We start from the raw sequence: 22447 nt of genomic DNA on the forward strand, positions 1-22447 counted from the left end.
GGTGGCAGCATCCGCTTCAGAACGGCCGCCTTTCGTTCGGGTGAATATCCCACGTCATCGTCCTATCTGGCCCGCCGAAAATGTAGAGGAAAAATAGAGCGGCGGACAACTACGCTGACACAGGGGGGTAGGGAACGGCAGCGCGCATTAGGACGATGGAAAAAGCTGAGGCCGAACCGGCAATCAGCTGGTCGCCACCTTCAGCCCGTCATACATGCCCCACTCGGCCCAAGACCCGTCATAAAGCGCATGATCGGTCTTGCCGATACGCTCTAGCGCAAGGCTAAGGATCGCGGCAGTAAGGCCGGATCCGCAGGTGGTGATTACCGGCTTGGCCAAATCCACCCCGGCGGCTTCGAACGCGGCCCTGAGGGCGGGTGCCGGTTTCAAGGTCCCGTCGGCAGCGATGAGGGTCGCATAGTGCAGGTTTTTCGATCCGGGGATATGGCCTGACCGCAAGCTCGGACGGGGTTCGGCGGCGTCACCGCGGAACCGCGCAGGGGATCGCGCATCAACGATCTCGTAATCGCCCAGTTTGGACGCCGAAGCCACTTGGGTGACATCGCGAACCAGATGCGCTTGACGCTGAACGGTCATGTGCCGGTCTCGGATCATCGGAGGCAGGTCTTCGACTTCGCGGCCTTCGGCTTTCCATTTCGGAAAGCCACCGTCGAGGACGGCCACATCGGTCTTGCCCATCAGGCGAAACAGCCACCAGACCCGGGCGGCTGAAAACAGGCCAGCTCCGTCATAGATGACCACCTGATGGCCGTCTCCGACCCCCATCTTTCGCATCCGTGAGATGAATTTTTCCGGCGGCGGGGCCATATGCGGCAGCGCCGAACGATGGTCGCTGATTTCGTCGATGTCGAAAAACCGGGCGCCTGGGATATGGCCTGCGGCATACTCAGCCGCCGCATCCCGCCCCGCATCGGCCAGATAGCACGACCCGTCGAGAACCCGAAGGTCCGGATCACGCATATGCCGGGCAAGCCAGTCCGTTGAAACAAGAGTCTTCGGATTACTGTCGGGCATTTTGGCAGCTCCCAGGATGTCTTGCTTCAGAGGTAACTTCCCACTCCGATCCGCGCAAGTGGTGCGTGCGAAAGCCGGGGCAGGTTCAGCCGTTATGGCGCAAAAGTCGGGCTTTTTGGCGATCCCAGTCGCGCTTTGCCTCGGTGGCACGCTTGTCTTGGGTCTTCTTGCCCTTGGCGATTCCCAGTTTGATCTTCACGAGGCCCTTGTGATTGAAGTACATCACAAGCGGCACAAGGGTCATGCCCTCGCGCTGGGTCGCTTGCCACAGCTTCGCCAATTCACGCTTGTTGACCAGAAGCTTGCGGCGACGACGTTCCTCGTGGCCCCACGTCTTGGCCTGCCGATAGGGCGCGATATAGCCATTGGTCAGGTACAATTCGCCCTTATCGACGCTGGCATAGCTGTCGGCAATGTTCGAGCCCCCGGCCCGAAGCGATTTCACTTCTGAGCCAAGCAGCATGATGCCACATTCTATGTCATCCTCGATGGCATAGTCATAGCGGGCTCGCCGGTTCTCGGCGATGACCTTGTAATTCGGATTTTGTTTTTCTGCGGCCATGGTGGAGAGGATATAGAGTGTCAGGTCGGTGGATGCCAGCCCAGAGGCGCATCATCTGCCACCATCCAGCGTCACGACGCAAGAAAAGGACCGGACCGCCGCAAAAAAGCAGCAGTCCGGCGACGGGATCAGGTCAACAGGCCAGCGTGGCGCATTGCGGCATCGATCCGGGCTTTCACCGGGTCACTGAGCGGGGTCAACGGCAGGCGAACCTCTTCGCTGCACCGTCCGAGCCGGGACAGGGCATATTTTGACCCGGCCACACCGGGTTCCAGAAAGATCGCCTCATGCAGGGGCATCAGACGGTCTTGCAGGGCAAGGGCGGCGGCATAATCACCGCGTAGAGTGGTTTCCTGAAACTCGGCGCACAGCTTTGGGGCCACATTCGCGGTGACCGAGATGCACCCCACACCGCCATGGGCGTTAAAGCCAAGCGCAGTCGCGTCCTCACCTGAGACCTGAATGAAATCGGTGCCACAAGTTGCCCGTTGCTGGCTGACCCGTTCGATCTTGCCGGTGGCATCTTTGACGCCGATGATTCGCGGTAGTTTTGACAGTTCGCCCATCGTGTCGGGCATCATATCGACCACGGACCGACCGGGAATATTGTAAATTACGATCGGCAAGGTGCAACAATCGTGCAGCACTTTGAAATGCGCGATCAGTCCGGCCTGCGTTGGCTTGTTGTAATAGGGGGTCACCACAAGGGCCGCGTCGGCGCCGACGGATTCGGCGTGGCGGATCAGGCTGATGCCCTCAGAGGTGTTGTTCGACCCGGCACCGGCCACAACCGGGATGCGCCCGGCGGCTGATTTGACCACGACTTCAATGACCTGACGGTGCTCGGCATGGCTGAGGGTCGGGCTTTCGCCGGTGGTGCCGACGGGCACGATCCCGTGCGATCCTTCGGCGATGTGCCACTCGACCAGCGCCTTCAGCGCATCAAGATCCACCGCGCCGTCCTTAAACGGGGTTACCAGGGCTGGAAGGGACCCTTTGATCATGACGTGCTCCTTTGTCGTGGTAGGCCGCTTTGGGCTGCTCTGTGCCTTTGCGCAGAGTGCGCGGACCCTAACGATGCTTTCACGAAATGCCAAGATTTTGAGTTGCACAGGGACATTGGGTCACTAGGGTGCCCGCGGACGTGCGGCGGATAACGGCACGCCAGCAGGGTAGTACGGGCCGACCCACATATTTTCGGCGAAACCGACAGGAGACAGGAATGCGCGGGGCAAACACCTTTTCGATGCTTGGGGTGCTGTGCGGGCTCTGCATGCTGGTGCCAACCGGGGCTGCGGCGGATCTTTCGGTAGGACTGAAGGCAGCGGCGGCCCGGGATTGGCCTGCGGCTGTTGCTGCGGTCCAACGCGATGACGAGATCGTCCAAGCGATCATCGAATGGCAGCGTTTGCGGGCCGGTGATGGTGATTTCGCCGACTATCTCAGCTTTATCCAGACCTTCCCGCACTGGCCCGGAATGCCCCTGTTGCGGATGCGGGGTGAAGACACGATCCCGTCCTCGTCCGATCCGGCCTTGGTTCTGGCCTATTTTGCCGGGGAACTTCCGCAGACAGGCTATGGCATTTTGCGTTTCGCCGCCGCGCTGGAAGCCGTGGGGCAACCGCAGGCCGCCCAGACAGAAGCGATTCGGGCATGGCGGAGCATGGATCTGGACGCGGTGTCGGAAACGACGCTGTTGGCGATCTATGGCGAGGTGCTTGCCGCGCATCACGTCGTGCGGGCGGACAATTTGCTCTGGACGGGACAGATATCCCAAGCCGAGCGGATGCGCCCCCGGGTGCCCCCTGACTATCGGGCCGTGATGGATGCGCGGATCGCATTGCGCACTGACGCTGCCGGGGTAGATGGATTTATTGCCGTCGTTCCAGACACCTATGCGGGCGACCCCGGACTGGCCTTTGAACGGGCGGAATGGCGGGCGCGCAAAGGGCGAACAGATGATGTATTGGCGCTGTATCTGGAGCGTTCCGCAACAGCCGAGCAGCTTGGCCGCCCCGAAGCATGGGCGCCGCGCCGGCGTACGATGGCCCGGTCACTGATGCGCGACGGTCGCGGCGGCGAGGCCTATTTGCTGGCGGCGCAGCACCACCTGACCGAAGGCAATGATTTTGCCGATCTGGAATGGCTGGCGGGTTACATCGCTCTGCGCAAACTGGACAATCCCCCGGCGGCCCTGTCGCACTTCCGGCAATTTCGGGCCGGGGTGCAAGGCCCGATCAGTCTGGGTCGCGCGGGATATTGGGAAGGGCGCGCACATGAGGCGATGGACCAACCCGCCGAGGCTGCAGCCGCTTATGGCTTCGGGGCCGAGTTTCAGGTCAGCTTTTATGGTCAACTTGCCGCCAAACGCGCCGGTGTTTCGATGGACCCCCTTATGACCGGCGGAGAAGTGTTTCCCGATTACCGCAATGCGGCCTTCACAAAATCCAGTGTCTATTTGGCAGGTGTCGCCTTGGACAAGGCCGGGGATCTGACGCTGTCGGGGCGGTTTTTCGCGCATCTGGCGGAAAGCTTGTCACGGTCCGAAATTGGTCAACTTGCGGCGGCGACTGAGCCGTTGAACGCCCCCTATATTCAATTGCAGATCGCCAAGCGGGCCGCGGAACAGGGCCATATGTTGCACCGGGCGTATTTCCCGATGATGACGGTCTCGACCGAGGGGCGGGCGTCTGTGTCGCCTGAACTGGCGCTGGCAATCGCCCGACGCGAGAGTGAGTTTCATCCTGCCGTTGTGTCACCTGCTGGCGCACGCGGCTTGATGCAGGTGATGCCGGGCACAGCAAGCGACACCGCAAAGGTGCTGGGGCTGCCCTATTCCCGGGATCGGTTGACCGAAGATCCGGCGTATAACGCGCAACTTGGCACGGCCTATCTGCAAAAGCTGGTGGACGAATTTGGCCCATCCATCGCGCTGGTTTCAGCCGGGTACAATGCCGGGCCGGGGCGTTCGCGTCGCTGGATCGACGAATTGGGTGACCCGCGTCAACCCGAGGTGGATGTGGTGGACTGGATCGAGGCCATCCCATTCCGGGAAACCCAGAACTATATCATGCGCGTCAGTGAAAGCCTTGATCCGTACCGTGCCCGGCAAAGCGGCAAGGTGGTGCCACTGACTTTGACCGAGCGACTGACCGCGCGCTGATCAGAAGGTGGCCGTCTTGGCGCCGCGTACCCGCGTGCGCCAAAGGGTGAACAGGCCCGCTCCGACCACGAGCGCGCTGCCAAGAGCCACATTCCAGCGGATGGTTTCCGAAAACACGAGGACACCAACCGCGGATGCGAACACCAGTTGCAAATAGGCGAAGGGTTGCACGTCACTTGCCTGTGCGACCTCATAGCATTTGATCAGCATGTAATGGCCAAGTGCACCTGCGACGCACAGAAACCCCATCCAAATCCAGTCCGGGCCGGTCATCGCTTCCCACGACCATAGCCCCACCGCGGTCATAGCAACGGCCCCGGCGGTGCCGGTCCAGAAAAAGCTGGTCGCCGCGCTGTCCTTACGGGCCGCATACCGGGTGAGGAGGCCATAAAGGGCAAACATGACCGCAGCCAGAAACGGGATCGCAGCGGCGGGTTGAAATACGTGGATCCCGGGTTGGAGGATCACCAGAATTCCCAAAAAGCCGACCCCGATGGCCAACCAGCGCCGCCAACTGACATGTTCGCCCAAGACCGGCCCGGACAGGGCTGCGATGATCAGCGGATAACAGGCAAAGATCGCGTGGCTTTCGACCAATCCCAGCGCGACAAATCCCAGTACCATGACGATGATTTCGGCCGCCAGCAGCAAGCCGCGGAAAATTTGCAGGGCGGGTTGCCGGGTCGCGGCCGCGGCGCGGATGCCGCCGCTGGAGCGGCTTGCCACGGCAATCACAAAAAATGCGAAGAACCAGTAGCGGATCATCACGACCATCAACACGTTGTATTCCTCGGCAAGGTGCCGCGACAGCCCATCCTGAACACCAAAGACAAAGGTCGTGGCGACCATTAGCCAGATGCCAAGGCGGGTGTTGCTCGTGGCTTGCCACGGCACGCCGGTCTGTGTCGATGTCACGGCATTTGACCGAGGATCATGTGGCGTTTGCGCCCAAACCCCGGGACTCGGCGCACGTTGAACCCGGCTTGCTCCAGGCCGCGCCGGACTGCGCCTGCGGCGGTGTAGGTGGCGCAGGTTCCGTTCCGGGCGGTATGCAGGGCCACTTCGGTCAGCAGCGGCATTTCCCACAGCTCGGGGTTGCGGGCCGGGGCAAACCCATCAAGAAACCAAGCGTCGGCCACACCGTTCCACCGTGGCAGGGTTTCGCGGGCGTCTCCGATGATTACCTCGGCTTGCAGATCGGCGGTGTCGATCCGGGTCAGGCCCTTGCCCCACGCGTCAAGCAAGGGCTGGGCAATGGCGTGAACCTCGGGAAAGATGGACAGCGCGGTGTCAATCTCGTCAGCCTGCAAGGGATAGGCTTCGAAGCTGGTATAGCGCAAGGGACCGGTCTGGCCGGATTGTCGCCATGACAACAAAGCGGCCATCAAGTTGAGGCCGGTGCCGAAACCCAGCTCGGCGATGTGGAAACCGGGCCGAAAACGGTCGGGCAGATTGTTGCCGGACAGAAACACGTGCCGTGTTTCGGATAAGCCGTCATCGAGCGAGAAATAGGGGTCCTCGAACTGGCGGGATACGGGAACGCCGTCAGGCTTCCATTCAAGATCGACAGGATGATTTGTCATGGTTTGATGATAGGTCTCATATCATATAAGAGCCGGTCTTCTTGATGCGACAAAAGCAACATTCTTGTCGTTGTCAATGCGGTTGAATCACGGGGTGGAGGGATCACTTGCACTATCAGGACGTTACGGTCCGCGGCGCAGGGGTGTTTGGCCTGTCGATCGCTTTTTGCTGCGCCCGCAAGGGGGCGAGGGTCCGGGTCATTGATCCATTCGGTGTCGGGGCCGGGTCCAGCGGCGGGATCGTCGGGGCGTTGGCACCGCATACCCCCGAATCATGGAATGACAAAAAGGCCTTTCAGTTCGACAGCCTGATGGCCGCCGAACCCTTTTGGTCTGAGGTGGCTCACCTCTCGGGGCTTAATCCGGGATATGCGCGCCTTGGCCGCTTGCAGACGATCGCCGACGCGCGGGCCCTTGCCCTTGCTGAAGCCCGCAGTATCAGCGCAGAACAGCTTTGGCAGGGCCGCGCCCAGTGGACAGTGGTGCCGGACAGCGCCTTCGCTGGCTGGGCCCCGCCTAGTCCCAGCGGCTTCTTGATCCACGACACACTGAGTGCGCGCTTGCACCCGCGACGGGCTTGCGAGGCGTTGGCCACTGCGGTTCTGGCCTTGGGGGGCACGATTGACACCGGGTCGGACGATGCCGGGCCGGATCGGGGCGCCGTGATTTGGGCTACGGGGTATCGCGGCCTTTTGGACATCAGCGCCGATCTGGGAAAATCGGTCGGCAATGGGGTGAAGGGGCAGGCAATCCTGTTGGCCGGTGACGCCGGGCCTGTGCCGCAGATCTTCGCAGATGGGTTGCACGTGGTGCCGCATGATGACGGCGCCATCGCGGTCGGATCGACCAGTGAGCGCGAATTTTCGGATCCAAGCCGCACAGATGATCAACTGGATGGGGTGCTCGACCGCGCACGCGCGATTTGCCCCGCTTTGCGCGCGGCGCCGGTTCTGGCCCGCTGGGCCGGGGTGCGCCCTCGCGCGCGGTCAAGAGCGCCCATGCTGGGGTCGCACCCAACCCGACCCGGTGCGTTCCTTGCCAATGGTGGCTTCAAGATCGGGTTCGGGATCGCCCCCGCCGTGGGCATGATCATGGCCGATCTTGTCCTCGACGGTCAGGACCGCATCCCCGATGCCTTTCGGGTGGAGGCCAGCCTCTAACGCTGTATCAAAGCGCTCAGGGACGGCTCCCGCCCGCCGTCCTGCCCTGCGGGCCATCCGACCGTTGGGCCGGGCAGGCGGGCCAAGCCCCGCCTGCGGTTGCGCCGGAACTGAGATGCGCTGTCAATATTCGACGCCGATTTGCGCTTTGATCCCGTCGCGGAACGGGTGCTTGATCAGTTCCATTTCAGTGACCAAATCGGCGAGGTCGATCAAAGGCTCTTTGGCGTTGCGGCCGGTCAGCACCACATGGGTCATGGGCGGCTTTTCCGTAGCCAGAAATTCCACCACCTCGGTCACGTCAATGTAGTCGTACCGCATGGCGATGTTGATCTCGTCCAGAAGCACCATCTTGTTCGCCGGATCGCGGATCAGGTCCTTTGCCTTCTCCCACGCCGCTTGTGCCATTTCGATATCCCGGGCCTTGTCTTGTGTTTCCCAAGTAAACCCTTCGCCCATAGTATGAAAATCGCACAGATCGGCAAACCGGCTGAGAATCAGATCGCGTTCACCCGTGCTCATGCCGCCTTTGATAAACTGCACCACTGCGCAGTGCATATCATGGGCGATACAGCGGAAAATCATTCCGAACGCGGCCGAGCTTTTGCCCTTTCCCTTGCCGGTATGGACGATCACCAGCCCCTTCTGGTCAGATTTTGTTGCCATGATCTTGTCACGTGCGGCCTTTTTCTTCGCCATCTTCTGGCTATGGCGGGCGAGATCATCGGAAGTGGGCTCGGTCATTGGGGGCACCTTTCGGGGCTGGGAGGAAAAGAATAGGCCGCAGAAATTCAGAATAGCCATCGGACGATCAGCGGCGCCAGAATGGCGGTCAGCAAAGCGTTCAGGCCCATGCCGATGCCGGAAAACGCGCCAGCGGTGGGGTGGACCTGAAACGCCCGAGCGGTGCCAATCCCGTGCGAGGTAACCCCCACGGCGAAGCCGCGTGCGCGCCAGTCGGTGATCCCCAAGGCATTGAACAACGGGGTGACGATGACCGCGCCAAGGATGCCGGTCAGGATGACGAACACAGCGGTCAGATTGGCGGGTGCACCAATTTGCTCGGCGACGCCAATGGCCACCGGAGCGGTGGCAGATTTGGGCGCAAGGGCCAACAGGGTGTCGCCGCTCAGGCCAAGGGCCCAGCCGATGCCAAGTGCCGACAGAATGGCCGTCACTGATCCTGCAATAAGGGCGACCGTCATGGGCAGGGCGCTGCGCTTGATCAGCGACAGGTTGGTGTAGAGGGGCAGCGCAAGGGCCACCGTGGCCGGCCCCAGCAGGAAATGGACAAATTGCGCGCCTTCGAAATAGGTCTCGTACGGGGTGTCCGTGAGCCATAAGACGGCCACCAGCAGGGTCACCGCGATCAGCACCGGGTTGACCAGCGGATTGCGCCGCGCGGCCCGGAAGGCGGCATCGCCGACACTGTAAGCCGCCAGTGTGGCGGTCAGCCAAAGCAGCGGTGACTGCGCCAGATAGACCCAGATCTCGGAAAGTCCCGTCATTCGCTGGCCCTTTCGCCGCGATCCTGAACCAGCCGCGATACGCCGATGAAGGTGAACACGGTCACCACAAGGGTCAGTGCCGTGCTGCCCACAAGCGCCAGCACCATCGCCGGCCCATCGCTGCCAAATCGCCCCAGATGACCGATGATGCCGACACCGGCAGGGACAAAGAGAAGCGATAAATGCCCGAGAAAGCCGGTCAATGTCGGCCGCACAACCTGTTCCAGACGGGGAAGCAGGGCCAACAGCAGCACCAACACCAGCATTCCCAGAACCGGACCGGGCAGTGGTAGGCCTGCGCTTTTGACGGTGATTTCGCCGATCAGTTGGCATGCCAGCAAAAGGGTGAAGGACTGGATCATCGGGATGCTCGTTTGGGCCAAGGCGATCCTATCCGCGAGACCGCACAAGCGCAACGGCAGCGGCCAATGCGGGCCTGTTCAGGGCCGGTTAACCGATCACTGGCATTAATCGCGGTATGCGCTTGTATGTGCTGCTCATTCTGTTGATTCTCGGAGGCTGTCAAAGCCCAAGCCTTCCCATGCTGTCGACGACGCGGACTGAGATCGTGGTCGATGGCCACCGCTATGTGGTGCGCCACACCGACGCCCGGGCTGAGGCCGTGCGCGTCAGTGTGGCCAAGCCCGCAGACAAGCGAGTGATGATCGCCACTGCCGCCAAAGCCATTGAACGTGCCAGCGCCTGCCAGATTCGGGCGGGGACCCTTTACGGCGATCAGGTCATGGCCGAGGCATTTCTGGATTGCCTCGGTCAGAATGGGGTGACGCTTAGCCCTAGGACGACGTGGCGACCATGAGTGAATGGATCGTCCGCGCGCCGCTGCTTTGCGAGTCTCGATTAGCTTGTTCCGCGCAACTGATCGATGCGGACACGGGCAGAATTTGATCGGGGGGTCCACAGGCCGCGAGTGATGGCTTCGTTCAAGCGCTCGGCAATTTCGCGCAAGGCACTTGGGTTGTGCTCTTCGATAAAGCTGCGGGTGTTGTCGTCTTCCAGAAAGGCGGATTCCACGGCGTCGAAATGATGGCCGCGCACAGCACCGGTGGTGGCGGCGAAGGCGAACAAATAGTCCACCGTCGCGGCGATTTCGAAGGCGCCCTTGTACCCGTGGCGCTTGACGCCCTCGATCCATTTCGGATTGACGACGCGGGACCGCACTACCCGGGCGATTTCATCCTCAAGTGTGCGGATGACCGGGCGTTCGGGGCGGGAGTGGTCGTTGTGATAGATGGGCCGGGATTGGCCTTGCAGCGTCGCGACGGCAGCCGCCGCCCCCCCTTCGAACTGGTAGTAGTCGTCGCTGTCCAGCAGGTCGTGTTCGCGGTTGTCTTGGTTCTGAACGATGGCCTCGGTCTGACTTAGCCGGGTTGTCAGCGCATCGGTGGCGCGTCGGCCCTCGGCCCCCTTGCCATAGGCGTAGCTGCCCCATTCCAGATAGGCGGCGCCAAGGTCGGCTTTGTCGGTCCAAAGCCGCTCGTCGATCATCGCTTGCAAGCCAGCCCCATATGCGCCGGGTTTCGATCCGAACACCCGGAAGGCTCCGTCGGGCCCTTCTTGCCGGGCCCGGGCCGCGGCGGGGTTTAGGTCTTCGGGTTCGGTCAAGGCCATGATCGCGCGGGCGGCGCTGTCGACCAGATCGATTTGCTGCGGAAAGGCGTCACGGAAAAAGCCCGAAACGCGCAGGGTCACATCTACGCGGGGCCGCCCAAGAACGCCCTGCGGCAGAATTTCGAAGCCGGTGACACGACGATTGGCGCTGTCCCACACCGGCTTGACTCCCATCAGCGCCAGACATTGGGCGATGTCATCGCCGCCGGTGCGCATGTTCGCGGTCCCCCAAGCGGTTAGAAGCATGGTGCGTGGCCAGTCGCCATGGTCCTGCAAATGGCGCTCGATCAGCAGATTGGCCGACTTCCAGCCAAGCGCCCAAGCGGTTGGGGTTGGGATGGCGCGGCTATCCACTGAGAAAAAGTTGCGGCCGGTGGGCAACACATCCAAGCGTCCGCGGGTCGGAGCCCCCGACGCGCCCGGGGCGACGAAGTGTCCTGCAAGGGCGGTGAGAAGCCCCGCGCCCTCTGCCGGGCCGCAAGCGGAAACGGTCGGGATCACGTGTTCGGACAGGCTGCGCAGCACCGCAGCACTATGCGGGCCAGGGGCGGCGACCGTCCCGTCCACCAACGCCTGTGACATCAATTCAAGCCGCTCGACACTGTCGCCATTGCTGCGCCACGGATCTGTGGAAAGGGTCTGCAACATCTCGGGGCGGTCCAACGTCCAAGCGCCAGCCAAATCGCAATCCAACGGATCGAAGGCCCAGCCAAAGTCCTGCGCCAATGCCCGCAGCAAAGATGCATCGCCATCCCGGCCATCCCGGCGCGGCAAGCGGACCAAAGCCAGTGCCAGATCGCGCGCCAGCCGCCCTTCTGGGGATTGTCCGAACACATGCAGCCCGTCCCGGATCTGCGCTTCTTTCAATTCACACAGCCACGCATCTAGGCGCATCAGGTCCGCGCCCTCATCGGCGCCGGTCATACCTGCATCCTCTCCCAGACCGGTAGCGGCCGTCAGAGCCAGGATCTCTCGGCGTAGATGGCTCAACCGGCGGGGATCAACGCCCGCAGCCTCATAATACTCATCTACCAGCGCCTCTAGATCCCGCAGCGGCCCATAGGTTTCGGCTCGGGTCAGTGGTGGGGTCAAGTGGTCAATGATCACAGCTTGCGTTCGACGTTTGGCTTGGGTGCCTTCGCCGGGATCGTTGACAATGAAGGGATAGATATGGGGCACCGGCCCCAATACGGCTTCGGGTAGGCAGGTATCGGACAGCGCCAGCGCCTTGCCGGGTAACCATTCCAGATTGCCATGCTTGCCCATATGGATGATGGCTTGGGCCTTTTGTTCGGTGCGCAGCCAGAAATAGAACGCCAGATAGTTGTGCGGCGGCACCAGATCCGGATCGTGATAGGTTGCTTGCGGGTCGATGTTATACCCGCGGGCCGGTTGCAGCCCAACGGTGACCGCGCCAAAGCGCAGGATCGACAGGGCGAAGCCGTCCTCGCGCGCGAAAGGATCGTCCTCAGGCGCGCCCCAGCGGTCTTCGATCCGGGTGCGGACCGCCATTGGCAGCGCGCCATAGGCGGCACGATAGGCGGCCATCGACAGGCGCTCGCCGCCGCGACGGTCCGCCCGGTCGGGCAGCCAATTGGTCGGTCCCGCCAAAATCTTCGCCATCAGGGTATCGCTGTCCTGCGGCGCGTCCGACACGGCAAACCCTGCCGCGGCGAGCAGGTTCAGCACATGCACAACGGCGGCAGGCGTATCAAGGCCGACCCCATTTGCAAGCCGCCCGTCCTTGTTGGGGTAATTGGCCAGCACCAATGAGATCTGCTTTTCGGCTGCTGGGGTTCGACGCAGGGTCGCCCAATTGGCGGTCAGATCCGCCACGAAACTGATGCGGTCGCCGCGGGCGCGATAGGTCGCGATCGGGCACTGGGTGGTCTCATCGAAATAGGCTTCGCTTTTGAAGCTGACCGCGCGGGACAAGATCCGGCCATCGACCTCGGGCAAGGCCACGTTCATTGCGATGTCCCGGGCGCCAAGGCCGGACAGTCCGGTTTCCCAACTGTCCTCAGAGGCGCTCGATAAGATCACCTGGAACACAGGCGCGCTTTGCGCGGATGCGCCGGAAAAGGGGTTCGATGCCCCGTTTTCGGCGTCCTCTGGATTGGGCGTGCCGACGGCAAATGCGGTGCAGTTCAGGATCACATCCGGCGGGGCAGCCGTGAACAAGGCGTCCAGCGTCGCGGCGCTGATCGGATCTTTCAGCGAGGCGACGAACACGGGCAAGGGGTTCAGTCCCTTGCGCAGCAAACTGCGGACCAGCCGGTTGATCGGGTTCAGGCCCGCCCCTTGCAGCAATGCCCGGTAAAATACCAATGGCACCACTGGCGCGCCGTCGGTCCATTCCGCCTGCGCGGCGCGTAAGCCTGCCACTCCCGTTCCCGGCCAATACACCCCGGCGCGGAGCAAGGGGCTGGCGGTGGGGGGCAGGTCATCGCGGTCGCCATTGCGGCGCACGATGTGGGCATAGCGCAGGAAATTTGCGGTGTTCTCAGGGCCACCTTCCACCAGATAAGCCCAAAGCGCCTCCCAATCCTCCCGATCCACAGTGGACAGACGCCACAATTCCTCATCGGGTTTGTCATCACCGGGAAGCGCGACGAACGGGATGCCGGCCTCGTGCAGGCGGGCGGCGTATTGCTCCAGCCCATAGCGCCAGTACCCGGTCCCGCCCAGCACGCGGGCGATCACCATGCCCGATTGCGTTGCGCAGTTGTCGAGATGCAGGTCAACCGACATCGGGTGCCGAAGGTGGGTCAGATTGGCCAGACGCAGGCTGGGGCCGTCGGGCCACAGATTCCGGGCCTCGCTCAGTGCCGCGAGGTCGGTATCCGCAGCGGACAGAACCACAAGATCCGCCGGGCTTTGGCCCAGATCGACCGGCTCTAAGCCGTCATCAAGATTTCCGGGGGTGGCGGCAAGCAGGTGCATCTGGCGGGTCCGTTCTAAAGATCTGCGGCGGGTACGAAAGAGGGGCCACCGGGCCGGGAAAACCCGGGCGGCGGCCCCGTCCGATGCGGGATCAGGCGAGCAATGCAGCGGTGATGGCGGCGCGGTCCAGTCCGGCTTGACCGATCACGACCAAACGTGCTTGCCGTGGCTCATCGGCAGCAAAGGGCCGGTCGAAATAGCTGTCGATGCGCGGTCCCACCGCCTGCATGGTCAGGCGCAATGGTTTGCCCGCAACCGCCACAAAGCCCTTGAGCCGCAAAATGTCATGCGCCCGGATCACCTCGGCCACTTGCGCAGAAAAGGCCGCTGGATCGGTCACTTCGGGGCGAGTGACCACGAAGGATTCAAAGTCGTCATGACCGTGGTGATGGGCTGCGTCATGGGTGTGGTCGTCGTCTTCGTGATCATCGTCATGATGGTGATGATGATGAATCTCGTGCCGAGCAGTCATGTCATCTTCGGCGCCGATCCCCTGTCCCAGCAGCACATCCACGGGCAAGGCCCCCATGGTGGACCGGATCACCTGTACGCCGGGCCGCGCATCGGCCTTGAGCGTCGCCACCAAAGCGTCGGCTTCTTCCGCGCCTAAAAGGTCGGATTTGTTGACTACGATCAGGTCGGCACAGGCAATCTGATCCTCGAACAGTTCGGACAGCGGCGTGTCATGATCCAGCGTGTCGTCCTGTGCCCGTTGCGCATCCACTGCTGCCACGGAATGGGCAAAGCGGCCTTCGGACACAGCTTTGCCGTCAATCACCGTAACCACGCCATCCACCGTCACCTTGGTGCGAATTTCCGGCCAGCTAAAGGCCCGGACCAGCGGTTGGGGCAGGGCCAGCCCCGAGGTCTCAATGACAATGTGATCCAGCGGCTGGTCCCGGTCCAGCAGCTTTAGCATAGTCGGCACGAAATCCTCGGCGACGGTACAGCAGATGCAGCCGTTCGACAGCTCCATGATGTCTTCGTCCTTGCAGGTCTCGATGCCGCAGCCACGCAGGATGTCGCCATCGACGCCCAAGTCGCCGAATTCATTGATGATCAGGGCGATGCGCTTGCCTTGGGCGTTATCCAGCATGTGCCGGATCAAGGTGGTCTTCCCGGCGCCGAGAAAACCTGTAACGACGGTGGCTGGGATTTTGGCGGTCATAAGGCTGTCCTTAGAAAATGGGGTCCGAAAACACGCGGGCACCAAGCGGTGTGCGCCCGGTGCCTCTGGTGTTGCGTGGTGGGTTGCGGCGCCAAAGCGCCGAAATGATTGGGGTTAGGACGCGGGATGATAGAGGCGCTGTGCGACCCATGGGCTGCCGGGGCCGCGATTCAGCGCCTTGGCTGTGGCAAGTACAGCCAGATCGGCCAGTGGCTCAATCAGGATCACAGCCATGTAGGCCAGTCCGAACGTTCCTACCGAGGCGAGGTTTTCTGCCCCAAAGCCGTTGCCGTAAATCGCCCAGAACGCAACCCAAGCGACGATCCCGCCTTGATAGGCCGTCGACAGCTTCAGCGCCTGTGCGTAGGTCAGATCGACATAGGCCGTATTCGGCGCGATCAGACGTTGCGCCATGTATTGAATGCCCAGCAACGGCACCAGCAGCGTGGTGAGGTTCATGGCGTATTGCGGCAGATCGGTGGGCGCAAAGAACAGGCCCTGCACCAGCAAACCACCGGCCAGACCAATCGCAGCGGGGGCGGCCCCAAGGATCAGCAGCAAGGTGGTGCCCAAAATCATGTGAACTTCCGAAACGCCAACACTGAAATGCGGCAGCAATTCGAAAAACACGAACACGCCGACGGTGGCGATTGCGCTGCGGACCAGCAATGAAATTGGGCCCTGCGCCTTCAGCTCTTGCCAGATCAGTTTCGCCGAATAGGTGGCCGCGGCAGCGGCGGTGGCATAGCTGAGCGCAATTTTCGCGCCATCTACGATGCCTGGTTCGATATGCATTTGCGTCTTCTCCTAAGCCGCCATCCCCGGCAGCTGGTTCCAGTTTCCTGCACGGCTGGTCTCCTGGCTGGCGGGTCAAAGCGCGGACGTTCCCTTCCCAGGTCAACTTGGCCCAGTGGTCATGAACACGCGCTCACCGCTGACAGTCGCGGGGGCGGCTGTGGTGGCAAGCCCCGATTGGGTAACCTGTTCCACATTCCCATTTGATCGCCGATGCTTTGCATCTGGGGCGAACCGTACGCAACGCTTGTGCCGGGTCCGGGGGCGCGTGGTCAAGGACAATCAGTTTGCCGCCGCGTGATGCGTTGCGCCGGGCCAAAACGGGCGTTATGGGGGCCTCCAATATGTGGTAGCTTCAATGTTATAACCTGCGATATAAAGGCGGGTGATTGACAGGCGTTGCGGCGATCCGGGGGATCGGCGGAACGCGCGAAACAAAGGCAGGTGCGAGGTGCAATTTACACGGCTGCGACTCAACGGCTTCAAAAGCTTCGTTGATCCGACGGACCTTGTGATTGCGCGGGGGCTGACCGGAGTGGTCGGGCCGAACGGCTGTGGCAAGTCAAACCTGCTGGAAGCATTGCGTTGGGTCATGGGCGAAACCCGGCCATCGGCGATGCGCGGCGGCGGCATGGAAGACGTGATCTTTGCCGGTGCCTCGACGCGGCCGGCCCGGAATTTCGCCGAAGTCACCCTCAGCATCGACAATGGCGCGCGTCTGGCCCCGGCGGGGTTCAACGACGCTGACGGGATCGACGTGGTGCGGCGCATCACCCGCGACGCCGGATCGGCCTATAAGTGCAATACCCGCGACGTGCGGGCGCGCGATGTGCAGATGCTGTTTGCCGATGCCTCGACGGGGTCGCATTCGCCGGCGCTGGTCCGGCAGGGCCAGATCAGTGAATTGATCAATGCCCAGCCCAAGTCGCGGCGGCGGATCTTGGAAGAAGCCGCCGGAATTTCAGGTCTGTATCAGCGTCGCCACGAAGCCGAGTTGAAGCTGCGCGGTACCGAGACCAATCTGGATCGGGTGGAAGATGTTGTCGAGCAATTGGCCGGGCAACTGAATCAATTGGCGAAACAGGCCCGACAGGCGGCAAGATATCGGACGATTGGGGCCGACCTGCGTGCCGCCGAGGGGTTGTTGCTATATCGCCGCTGGCGCGAGGCCGATCTGGCCTTGAGCGAGGCGCGCGAGATTTTGTCCGAACGGTTGTTGATCGCGACACGGGCCGAGGCCGCAACCCGGGCCGCCATATCGGCGCGGGAACAGGCCGAAAGCGCGATGCCCCCTCTGCGTGAGGAATCGGCGATTGCGGCGGCGGTGTTGCAGCGGTTGTTGGTGCAACGCGATACGCTGAGCGAGCAAGAAAAGCGGGCTTTGGCCGAAATCGCGACCTTGGAACAACGTCTGGCGCAACTGGTCAAGGATGGTGCGCGCGAGGCCGTGTTGACTGCGGACGCCGGTGAGACGTTGGAGCGACTGGATGTCGAGCGCAGCGCGATTGCCAAGGCCGGGGCTGGACATGAGGCGCGGCTGGACACGGCGACCGCTGCGGCCCAAGAGGCGGCCGAGGTGCTGCGCGACCGCGAAGCTGCGCTGAGTTCGCTGACCGAAGACGTGGCGCGTCTGGTGGCGCGGCACCAATCGGTTGACCGGCTATTGGCCGATAGTCACAAGACCCTTGCCCGAAGCGAGGGCGAGGCGGGAAAAGCGCGTGAGGCTGTGGCGCAAGCCGAGCAGGCCGTCCGCATCGGGGCCGACGTTCAGGCGGCGGCAGAGCAGGCGCAAGAGGCGGCCCAAGACGGCTTGGCCGCTGCGGAAGATGCGCTTGCCGAAGCCGAGGATCGCCGGGCCGAAGTTCAAGGGGCCGAAGTGGATGCCCGCGCCGCCAGCAGCGAAGCCACAGGTGAAGCCAAAGCGTTGGCCGCCGAAGTTGCGGCGTTGCGGCGTTTGGTCGAACGCGATGCCGGCGATGGCACGCAAATCCTTGATGAGGCGCGGGTTTCCGGGGGCTATGAAAAGGCGCTTGGGGCGGCGCTTGGCGATGATTTAAAGGCTGCACGGTTGCGGGACGGCGTCGGATCGGGCTGGGCCGTGCTGCCCGATTATGATCGCATTGCGGCGCTGCCAGACGGGGCAACGCCGCTGACGGATCACGTGTCGGGGCCGGATGTGCTGCGGCGCCGACTGTCGCAGATCGGGGTGATTGCACCAGAGCAAGCGGCCGCGTTGCAGCCGTTATTGGCCCCGGGTCAGCGATTGGTGTCGCTGGCAGGGGATCTGTGGCGCTGGGATGGCTATTGTGCGTCGGCGGCGGATGCGCCCTCGGCTGCGGCGCTGCGGTTGGAGCAGTTGAACCGTCTGGAAGGCTTGCAGGCAACGCTGGACGAGGCCGAGGCCCGGGCCGAAGAGGCCGCTGGCCACCATGCGGAATTGACGTCGGCGCTTCAGGCGGCGACGCAGGCAGACCGGGCCGCACGGGATGCCCGCCGCGCGGCGGATACGGCCCTGGCCGATGCCAGCCGCGCGCTGAGCCGGGCAGAGGCCGACCGGAACTTGGCGCAGGGTCGGGTCGAAAGCCTGTCTTTGGCGGTGTCGCGTCACGAGGAAGAGGCCGCTCAGGCCCGGTTGCAGGTTGGTGAGGCCGAGCAACAGGCGGCGGCTTTGGGGGATCTGGATGCCGCCCGCAACGTGGTCGAAGATGTGCGCACCACGGTCGAAGCGGCGCGGCTGACGATGATCGCGCGACGCTCGGCGCAGGACGAATTGCACCGCGAGGGCGAGGCCCGGACCAAACGGGCGCAAGAGATCCTGAAGGAACAGACCATCTGGCGGAACCGGCTGGATACGGCTGAAACGCGGATCGAAGATTTGCGGGTTCGGACTGAAAAAACCGAGGCTGACCTGAGACTTGCCCGGATGGCCCCCGCCGATTTGGCGGAAAAGCGGGCGGAATTGTCTGAGGCGATTGAGACCGCAGACGCGCGAAAAATCTCGGCTGTCGAAGCGGTGGATGCGGCCGAGACCAGTTTGCGAACGGCGGCCCAGACCGAGCGGGACGCGGTGAGCGCAGCCGCGGATGCCAGCGAAGCGCGGGTCCGGGCCGAGGCGCGGGTTGAGGCGGCTCAGGACATCAGCGATGCGGCGATGGCGCGGATCGACGAAGAGACCGGCCTGACCCCGGCTGGCTTGTTGGCTGGGCTGGGGGCGGTCCCAGAGCAGATGCCGCCCTCCGATGAGATCGAGACGACGATTGCCAAATTGCGCCGCAGCCGGGATGCGTTAGGAGCGGTCAATCTGCGGGCCGAAGAAGACGCCCGGGCGATCCAAGAAGAGCATGACACGCTGGTGCGCGAGCGGACCGATCTGGCCAGTGCGATTGAGAAATTACGCGCCGGGATCAATGGCTTGAACCGCGAGGGCCGCGAGCGGCTTTTGACCGCGTTCGAGCAGGTCAACGCCAATTTCGCGACCCTGTTTTCGCATCTGTTTGGCGGTGGCGAAGCGCGGCTGGTTCTGGTGGAAAGCGACGATCCGCTGGATGCCGGGCTGGAGATCATGTGCCAGCCACCGGGCAAGAAGCTGAGCACGCTGAGCCTGTTGTCGGGCGGCGAGCAGACCCTGACCGCTATGGCGTTGATTTTCGCGGTATTTTTGGCCAATCCGGCGCCGATTTGTGTGCTGGACGAGGTCGATGCGCCATTGGACGATGCCAACGTGACCCGGTTCTGCGATCTGCTGGACGAGATGTCCCGCCGGACCCAGACCCGGTTTCTGGTCATCACCCACCATGCGGTGACCATGAGCCGGATGGACCGGCTTTATGGGGTGACCATGGCCGAGCAGGGGGTCAGTCAGTTGGTGTCGGTGGACTTGAAAAAGGCCGAAACGCTGGTGGCGTGACGAATCGGGGTTAACGAACCGGATTTGCTTGGAAATCCTGTGTCGGACTATCGTCGGACTTTTATCGGACTTTCGTCGGACCGTTTGACGGAAATGGCCGGGGTTAATGCCCCGCGCGGTCGTCCCCCTGCGCGGCGATCTTTCGGCGCGCAGGGGGGTGGCTTAGAGCCGGTTCAGCAGGTCGGTGGTGGGCCAGGCATCGGCGGGCAAGCCAAGGCGGACCTGTTCGGATTGCACCGCCTCGCGGGTCATTTCGCCTAAGATGCCGTCAATGCCACCAACATCATGACCGCGTGCGGTCAGTTTCTTTTGCAGCGCGATCATTTGCTGGCCGCTGAGGGCCGGGCTGGGGTTGCCTGCGTTGAACACCGGCGCGCCCTCAAGCCGAGTGGCGAAATAGGCGGCGGTGGTGACATAGACGAAGCTTTTGTTCCACTCAAACAGAACGTTGAAGTTCGGATAGACCAAAAAGGCCGGTCCGTTGCGGCCCATCGGCAGCAGCAGCGAGGCTTTCAGCGATCCGGACGGCAGCTTGCCAGAGCGGGCTTTGACGCCAGCCTTGGACCATGCCGACACCGATGCCGTGTGGTTCAGGCCCGACGCCGCCCAATCCAGATTGGACGGCACGGTGACTTCGGTCATCCACGGTTGGTTGGCTTGCCAGCCCAAGCGGCTAAGGGCGCGACCGGCCGAGGTCAGCGCATCGGGGGCCGAGGTTTGCAGCCGGACATGGCCGTCGCCGTCGCCATCGGTGCCGCTGCGGATGATCTCGGTCGGCAGGAACTGGACCATGCCGATTTCCCCGGCCCAAGCGCCGGTGGTGGTGGCCGGGTTGATGTCGCCGCGCTGGGTCAGTTCGATGGCGGCAAAGACTTGCGGGCGAAACAGATCGGGGCGGCGGCAGTCATGCGCCAGTGTCAGCAAGGCGTTGCGGGTGTTCACATTGCCTTGGACCACGCCGTAATCGGTCTCGAACGCCCAGAAGGCCAGCAGGATGCCGGGGGAGACGCCGTAGTCGCGCTGAATCCGGGTGAAGGTGGATTTGTATTTCTTGTAATTGGCCGCGCCGTTGTTGATCCGACCTGCGCTGATCAGTTGCCGGGCGAAGTCGACAAAGGGTTTCTGGAAGATGCTTTGGGCCGCGTCGGCCTTGAGCACGGCGGGATCTTGGCGGGCGCCTTGCAAGAAGCGGTCGGTGGCGGCGGCGCTGAGGCCCATGCCGCGGGCCTCGGCCTTGATGCCGAACAGGAAGCTTTGCCAACTGCCGCCGCATTGGGCTGCGGCGGTGGTGGGCAGGGCAAGGGCAAGCAGCAGGGCGGCAAGGCGAGAGCGGGCGGTGCGCATCGGAATCTCCGGTCAGGTCGGGGCAGGTGCGGTCACCCTATTGGGTGGCGGGGCCGGTGCAACCCGGAATTCCCGGTCAGCCCAGTCCGTGCCGCGCGGTCAAACCAGCGCGATGAGGGTGACCAGCGCCAGACCCAGCCCCCATGCCCGCCAGAGGACGCGGGTGCAGGCATCGATCTGGTCCGGGCCGGGGCTGCGGTTGCCCTGTTCCCACACCCATGGGAAGTCCTGCATCTGGCCATCATAGCTGCGCGGACCAGACAGGGCGGTGTTCAGGGCGATGGCCATGGCAGCTTCGGGCCAGCCGGCATTGGGCGAGCGGTGCAGGGCGGCGTCGCGGGTGATCTGCGGCCAGAGTTGCGAGCCGACCTTGGGCCAGATGCGCGGCCAGTCACGGAGGGGCGCATAGGTGAGGGCGATCAGCAGCGCGGTCAGGCGGGCTGGGATCAGGTTGAGCAGGTCGTCGAACCGGGCCGCGGCCCAGCCGAACTGTTCGTGGCGCGGGGTGCGGTGGCCGATCATGCTGTCGGCGGTATTGGTGATTTTATAGAGCAACAGGCCCGGCAGGCCGCCGATCAGGAACCACAGGGCCGGGGCGATGACCCCGTCTGACAGGTTTTCGGCGGCGCTTTCGATGGCGGCCCGGGCGACGGCGGGTTCCGTCAACGCGGCGGTGTCGCGCCCGACGATCATGCCGACGCTGGCGCGGCCTGCCTCCAGCGAGCGGCGCAGGGCGCTGGCCACGGCGCTGACATGCTGGGTCAAGCTCCGTTGGGCCAGCAGGATCGCGGCCAGCAGCGCCTCGATCAGCGGGCCGCCGGGCAGGTGGGACAGCAGCCAGCCAGTGGCGAGGGCGGCTAGGCCAAGGCCGGTCATCACGGCGATGCCCGCGGCTTTGCGGCGCGGGCCGGTATTGAAGCGTCGGTCGGCGGTGGCAATGATCCGGCCCATGACCACGGCGGGGTGGGGCAGGCGGGACCACAGGGCCTCGGGCTCGCCAAAGGCGGCATCCAGCAGCAGGGCCAGCACAAGAAGGGTGGCGAGGCTCATGCGGTCAGGGCGTGGCTCAGGCGTTGCCAGTCGGCCTCGGTTCCGGGCAGGCCGAGGCGCAGCCAGCGGTCGGAATAGGGAAAGACACGCGACCAGATGTGATGACGGGCGAGGCGGCCTTGCCATTGGGCGGCGCTGTCGGTGTCATAGAGGCGAAACAGCGGCGTGCCGCCAAGCGCGGTGGTTTTGGCACCGGTCATGAGGGCGTCCAGCCGGGCGGCATCCCGGGACAGGCGGCTGCGGGTGGCGGTGGCCCAGTCGGTATCGCCGAGGGCCTGTGTGCCGATGGCCAGCGCCGGACCCGAGACCGGCCACGGGCCAAGCAGTTCGGCCAATCGCGCGATCAGGGCGGGATCGCCGATGGCAAACCCCAGCCGAACCCCAGCCAGACCCCAGAACTTGCCAAAGCTTTTCAGGATCACGGTGCCGGGCTGCGCGGCGAGGCCGATCAGACTGTCCGCCGGGCAGATGTCACAAAAACTTTCGTCGATCACGGTCAGAGGCAGGGTGCCGGAGGCGGCGGGCAAAGTGTCGGCGCGCCAGACCCGGCCATCGGGATTGTTGGGATGGACCACGACCTGTGCTGCGATGGGGGGGGCG

18 protein-coding genes and 1 riboswitch are annotated in these 22447 nt (G+C 63.4%); of the genes, 4 read left to right on the plus strand and 14 right to left on the minus strand.

The genetic code is table 11. From position 1 onward, the window contains the following. Nucleotides 1–183: 183 nt before the first annotated feature. From sseA to dapA, 3 genes are all read right to left on the minus strand, one after another. Complete coding sequence (gene sseA / locus BV911_RS16220; protein WP_086054654.1) at nt 184–1035, minus strand: 3-mercaptopyruvate sulfurtransferase; 852 nt, start codon at nt 1033–1035, stop codon at nt 184–186. 85 nt (nt 1036–1120) lie between these two features. Beyond that, on the minus strand, nt 1121–1597 hold the full coding sequence (gene smpB / locus BV911_RS16225; protein ID WP_086054655.1) for an SsrA-binding protein SmpB: 477 nt from the start codon (nt 1595–1597) through the stop codon (nt 1121–1123). Nucleotides 1598–1725: 128 nt separating this feature from the next. Then, nucleotides 1726–2601, minus strand: a complete 876-nt coding sequence (dapA, locus tag BV911_RS16230; RefSeq protein WP_086054656.1) for a 4-hydroxy-tetrahydrodipicolinate synthase — start codon at nt 2599–2601, stop codon at nt 1726–1728. Between the two features lie 218 nt (nt 2602–2819). On the opposite strand from dapA, the gene BV911_RS16235 reads away from it, so the two are divergent. After that, on the plus strand, nt 2820–4760 hold the full coding sequence (locus BV911_RS16235; RefSeq protein WP_240512306.1) for a lytic transglycosylase domain-containing protein: 1941 nt from the start codon (nt 2820–2822) through the stop codon (nt 4758–4760). On the opposite strand, the gene BV911_RS16240 is transcribed toward BV911_RS16235, so the two are convergent. Both BV911_RS16240 and mnmD read right to left on the minus strand, forming a co-directional pair. Then, a complete protein-coding gene (locus BV911_RS16240; RefSeq protein ID WP_256388270.1) occupies nt 4761–5675 on the minus strand; it encodes a DMT family transporter in 915 nt (304 codons plus the stop codon). After that, a complete protein-coding gene (mnmD, locus tag BV911_RS16245) occupies nt 5672–6343 on the minus strand; it encodes a tRNA (5-methylaminomethyl-2-thiouridine)(34)-methyltransferase MnmD (protein ID WP_086054657.1) in 672 nt (223 codons plus the stop codon). The genes BV911_RS16240 and mnmD overlap by 4 nt, the downstream gene beginning before the upstream one ends. Nucleotides 6344–6450: 107 nt before the next feature. Here mnmD and BV911_RS16250 point away from each other — a divergent pair, with 107 nt between their 5' ends. Beyond that, nucleotides 6451–7503: an FAD-binding oxidoreductase gene (locus BV911_RS16250; protein WP_086054658.1), complete on the plus strand. Its 1053-nt coding sequence runs from the start codon at nt 6451–6453 to the stop codon at nt 7501–7503. 123 nt (nt 7504–7626) lie between these two features. On the opposite strand, the gene cobO is transcribed toward BV911_RS16250, so the two are convergent. The 3 genes from cobO to BV911_RS16265 are packed head-to-tail and all read right to left on the minus strand — an operon-like array spanning nt 7627 to nt 9394. Continuing rightward, the gene (gene cobO / locus BV911_RS16255; RefSeq protein ID WP_086054659.1) at nt 7627–8247 is read right to left on the minus strand and encodes a cob(I)yrinic acid a,c-diamide adenosyltransferase; all 621 of its coding nucleotides are present in this window, start codon (nt 8245–8247) and stop codon (nt 7627–7629) included. 47 nt (nt 8248–8294) lie between these two features. Further along, nucleotides 8295–9011 carry an LrgB family protein gene (locus tag BV911_RS16260; protein ID WP_086054660.1) on the minus strand — a complete coding sequence of 239 codons (717 nt, stop codon included), beginning with the start codon at nt 9009–9011 and terminating at the stop codon, nt 8295–8297. After that, nucleotides 9008–9394: a CidA/LrgA family protein gene (locus tag BV911_RS16265; protein WP_240512307.1), complete on the minus strand. Its 387-nt coding sequence runs from the start codon at nt 9392–9394 to the stop codon at nt 9008–9010. The genes BV911_RS16260 and BV911_RS16265 overlap by 4 nt, the downstream gene beginning before the upstream one ends. Nucleotides 9395–9552: 158 nt before the next feature. Here BV911_RS16265 and BV911_RS16270 point away from each other — a divergent pair, with 158 nt between their 5' ends. Then, entirely contained in the window at nt 9553–9828 is a 276-nt protein-coding gene (locus tag BV911_RS16270; RefSeq protein ID WP_139840119.1) for a hypothetical protein, read from the plus strand. Nucleotides 9829–9869: 41 nt separating this feature from the next. On the opposite strand, the gene cobN is transcribed toward BV911_RS16270, so the two are convergent. From cobN to BV911_RS16285, 3 genes are all read right to left on the minus strand, one after another. Then, nucleotides 9870–13583, minus strand: a complete 3714-nt coding sequence (gene cobN, locus BV911_RS16275; RefSeq protein WP_086054663.1) for a cobaltochelatase subunit CobN — start codon at nt 13581–13583, stop codon at nt 9870–9872. A gap of 91 nt (nt 13584–13674) precedes the next feature. Further along, nucleotides 13675–14751: a cobalamin biosynthesis protein CobW gene (gene cobW / locus BV911_RS16280; protein ID WP_086054664.1), complete on the minus strand. Its 1077-nt coding sequence runs from the start codon at nt 14749–14751 to the stop codon at nt 13675–13677. 114 nt (nt 14752–14865) lie between these two features. Further along, a complete protein-coding gene (locus BV911_RS16285) occupies nt 14866–15546 on the minus strand; it encodes an energy-coupling factor ABC transporter permease (protein ID WP_086054665.1) in 681 nt (226 codons plus the stop codon). Between the two features lie 35 nt (nt 15547–15581). After that, nucleotides 15582–15800, minus strand: a riboswitch (cobalamin riboswitch). Nucleotides 15801–15997: 197 nt separating this feature from the next. Between BV911_RS16285 and smc the strand changes: the two genes are divergently transcribed. Further along, the gene (smc, locus tag BV911_RS16290) at nt 15998–19453 is read left to right on the plus strand and encodes a chromosome segregation protein SMC (RefSeq protein WP_086054666.1); all 3456 of its coding nucleotides are present in this window, start codon (nt 15998–16000) and stop codon (nt 19451–19453) included. Nucleotides 19454–19615: 162 nt separating this feature from the next. Here the strand turns inward: smc and BV911_RS16295 are convergent, their stop codons facing one another. The 3 genes from BV911_RS16295 to BV911_RS16305 form a co-directional block, all read right to left on the minus strand. After that, nucleotides 19616–20797, minus strand: coding sequence for a lytic murein transglycosylase (locus BV911_RS16295; protein WP_086054667.1), 1182 nt, complete (start codon nt 20795–20797; stop codon nt 19616–19618). A gap of 99 nt (nt 20798–20896) precedes the next feature. Next, a complete protein-coding gene (locus BV911_RS16300; protein ID WP_086054668.1) occupies nt 20897–21847 on the minus strand; it encodes a CobD/CbiB family cobalamin biosynthesis protein in 951 nt (316 codons plus the stop codon). Beyond that, on the minus strand, nt 21844–22447 hold a 604-nt coding region (locus BV911_RS16305; RefSeq protein WP_139840120.1), incomplete at its 5' end, for an aminotransferase class I/II-fold pyridoxal phosphate-dependent enzyme. The genes BV911_RS16305 and BV911_RS16300, both read right to left, overlap by 4 nt.

It is taken from the genome of Pseudoruegeria sp. SK021 (assembly GCF_002119405.1).
In the GTDB taxonomy this organism is placed as follows: domain Bacteria; phylum Pseudomonadota; class Alphaproteobacteria; order Rhodobacterales; family Rhodobacteraceae; genus Meridianimarinicoccus.

Coding starts and splice junctions, on each gene's coding strand:
- sseA (WP_086054654.1), bottom strand. CDS start 1,035: ATGCCCGACAGTAATCCGAAGACTCTTGTTTCAACGGACTGGCTTGCC.
- smpB (WP_086054655.1), bottom strand. CDS start 1,597: ATGGCCGCAGAAAAACAAAATCCGAATTACAAGGTCATCGCCGAGAAC.
- dapA (WP_086054656.1), bottom strand. CDS start 2,601: ATGATCAAAGGGTCCCTTCCAGCCCTGGTAACCCCGTTTAAGGACGGC.
- BV911_RS16235 (WP_240512306.1), top strand. CDS start 2,820: ATGCGCGGGGCAAACACCTTTTCGATGCTTGGGGTGCTGTGCGGGCTC.
- mnmD (WP_086054657.1), bottom strand. CDS start 6,343: ATGACAAATCATCCTGTCGATCTTGAATGGAAGCCTGACGGCGTTCCC.
- cobO (WP_086054659.1), bottom strand. CDS start 8,247: ATGACCGAGCCCACTTCCGATGATCTCGCCCGCCATAGCCAGAAGATG.
- BV911_RS16260 (WP_086054660.1), bottom strand. CDS start 9,011: ATGACGGGACTTTCCGAGATCTGGGTCTATCTGGCGCAGTCACCGCTG.
- BV911_RS16270 (WP_139840119.1), top strand. CDS start 9,553: ATGCTGTCGACGACGCGGACTGAGATCGTGGTCGATGGCCACCGCTAT.
- cobN (WP_086054663.1), bottom strand. CDS start 13,583: ATGCACCTGCTTGCCGCCACCCCCGGAAATCTTGATGACGGCTTAGAG.
- cobW (WP_086054664.1), bottom strand. CDS start 14,751: ATGACCGCCAAAATCCCAGCCACCGTCGTTACAGGTTTTCTCGGCGCC.
- BV911_RS16285 (WP_086054665.1), bottom strand. CDS start 15,546: ATGCATATCGAACCAGGCATCGTAGATGGCGCGAAAATTGCGCTCAGC.
- BV911_RS16295 (WP_086054667.1), bottom strand. CDS start 20,797: ATGCGCACCGCCCGCTCTCGCCTTGCCGCCCTGCTGCTTGCCCTTGCC.
- BV911_RS16300 (WP_086054668.1), bottom strand. CDS start 21,847: ATGAGCCTCGCCACCCTTCTTGTGCTGGCCCTGCTGCTGGATGCCGCC.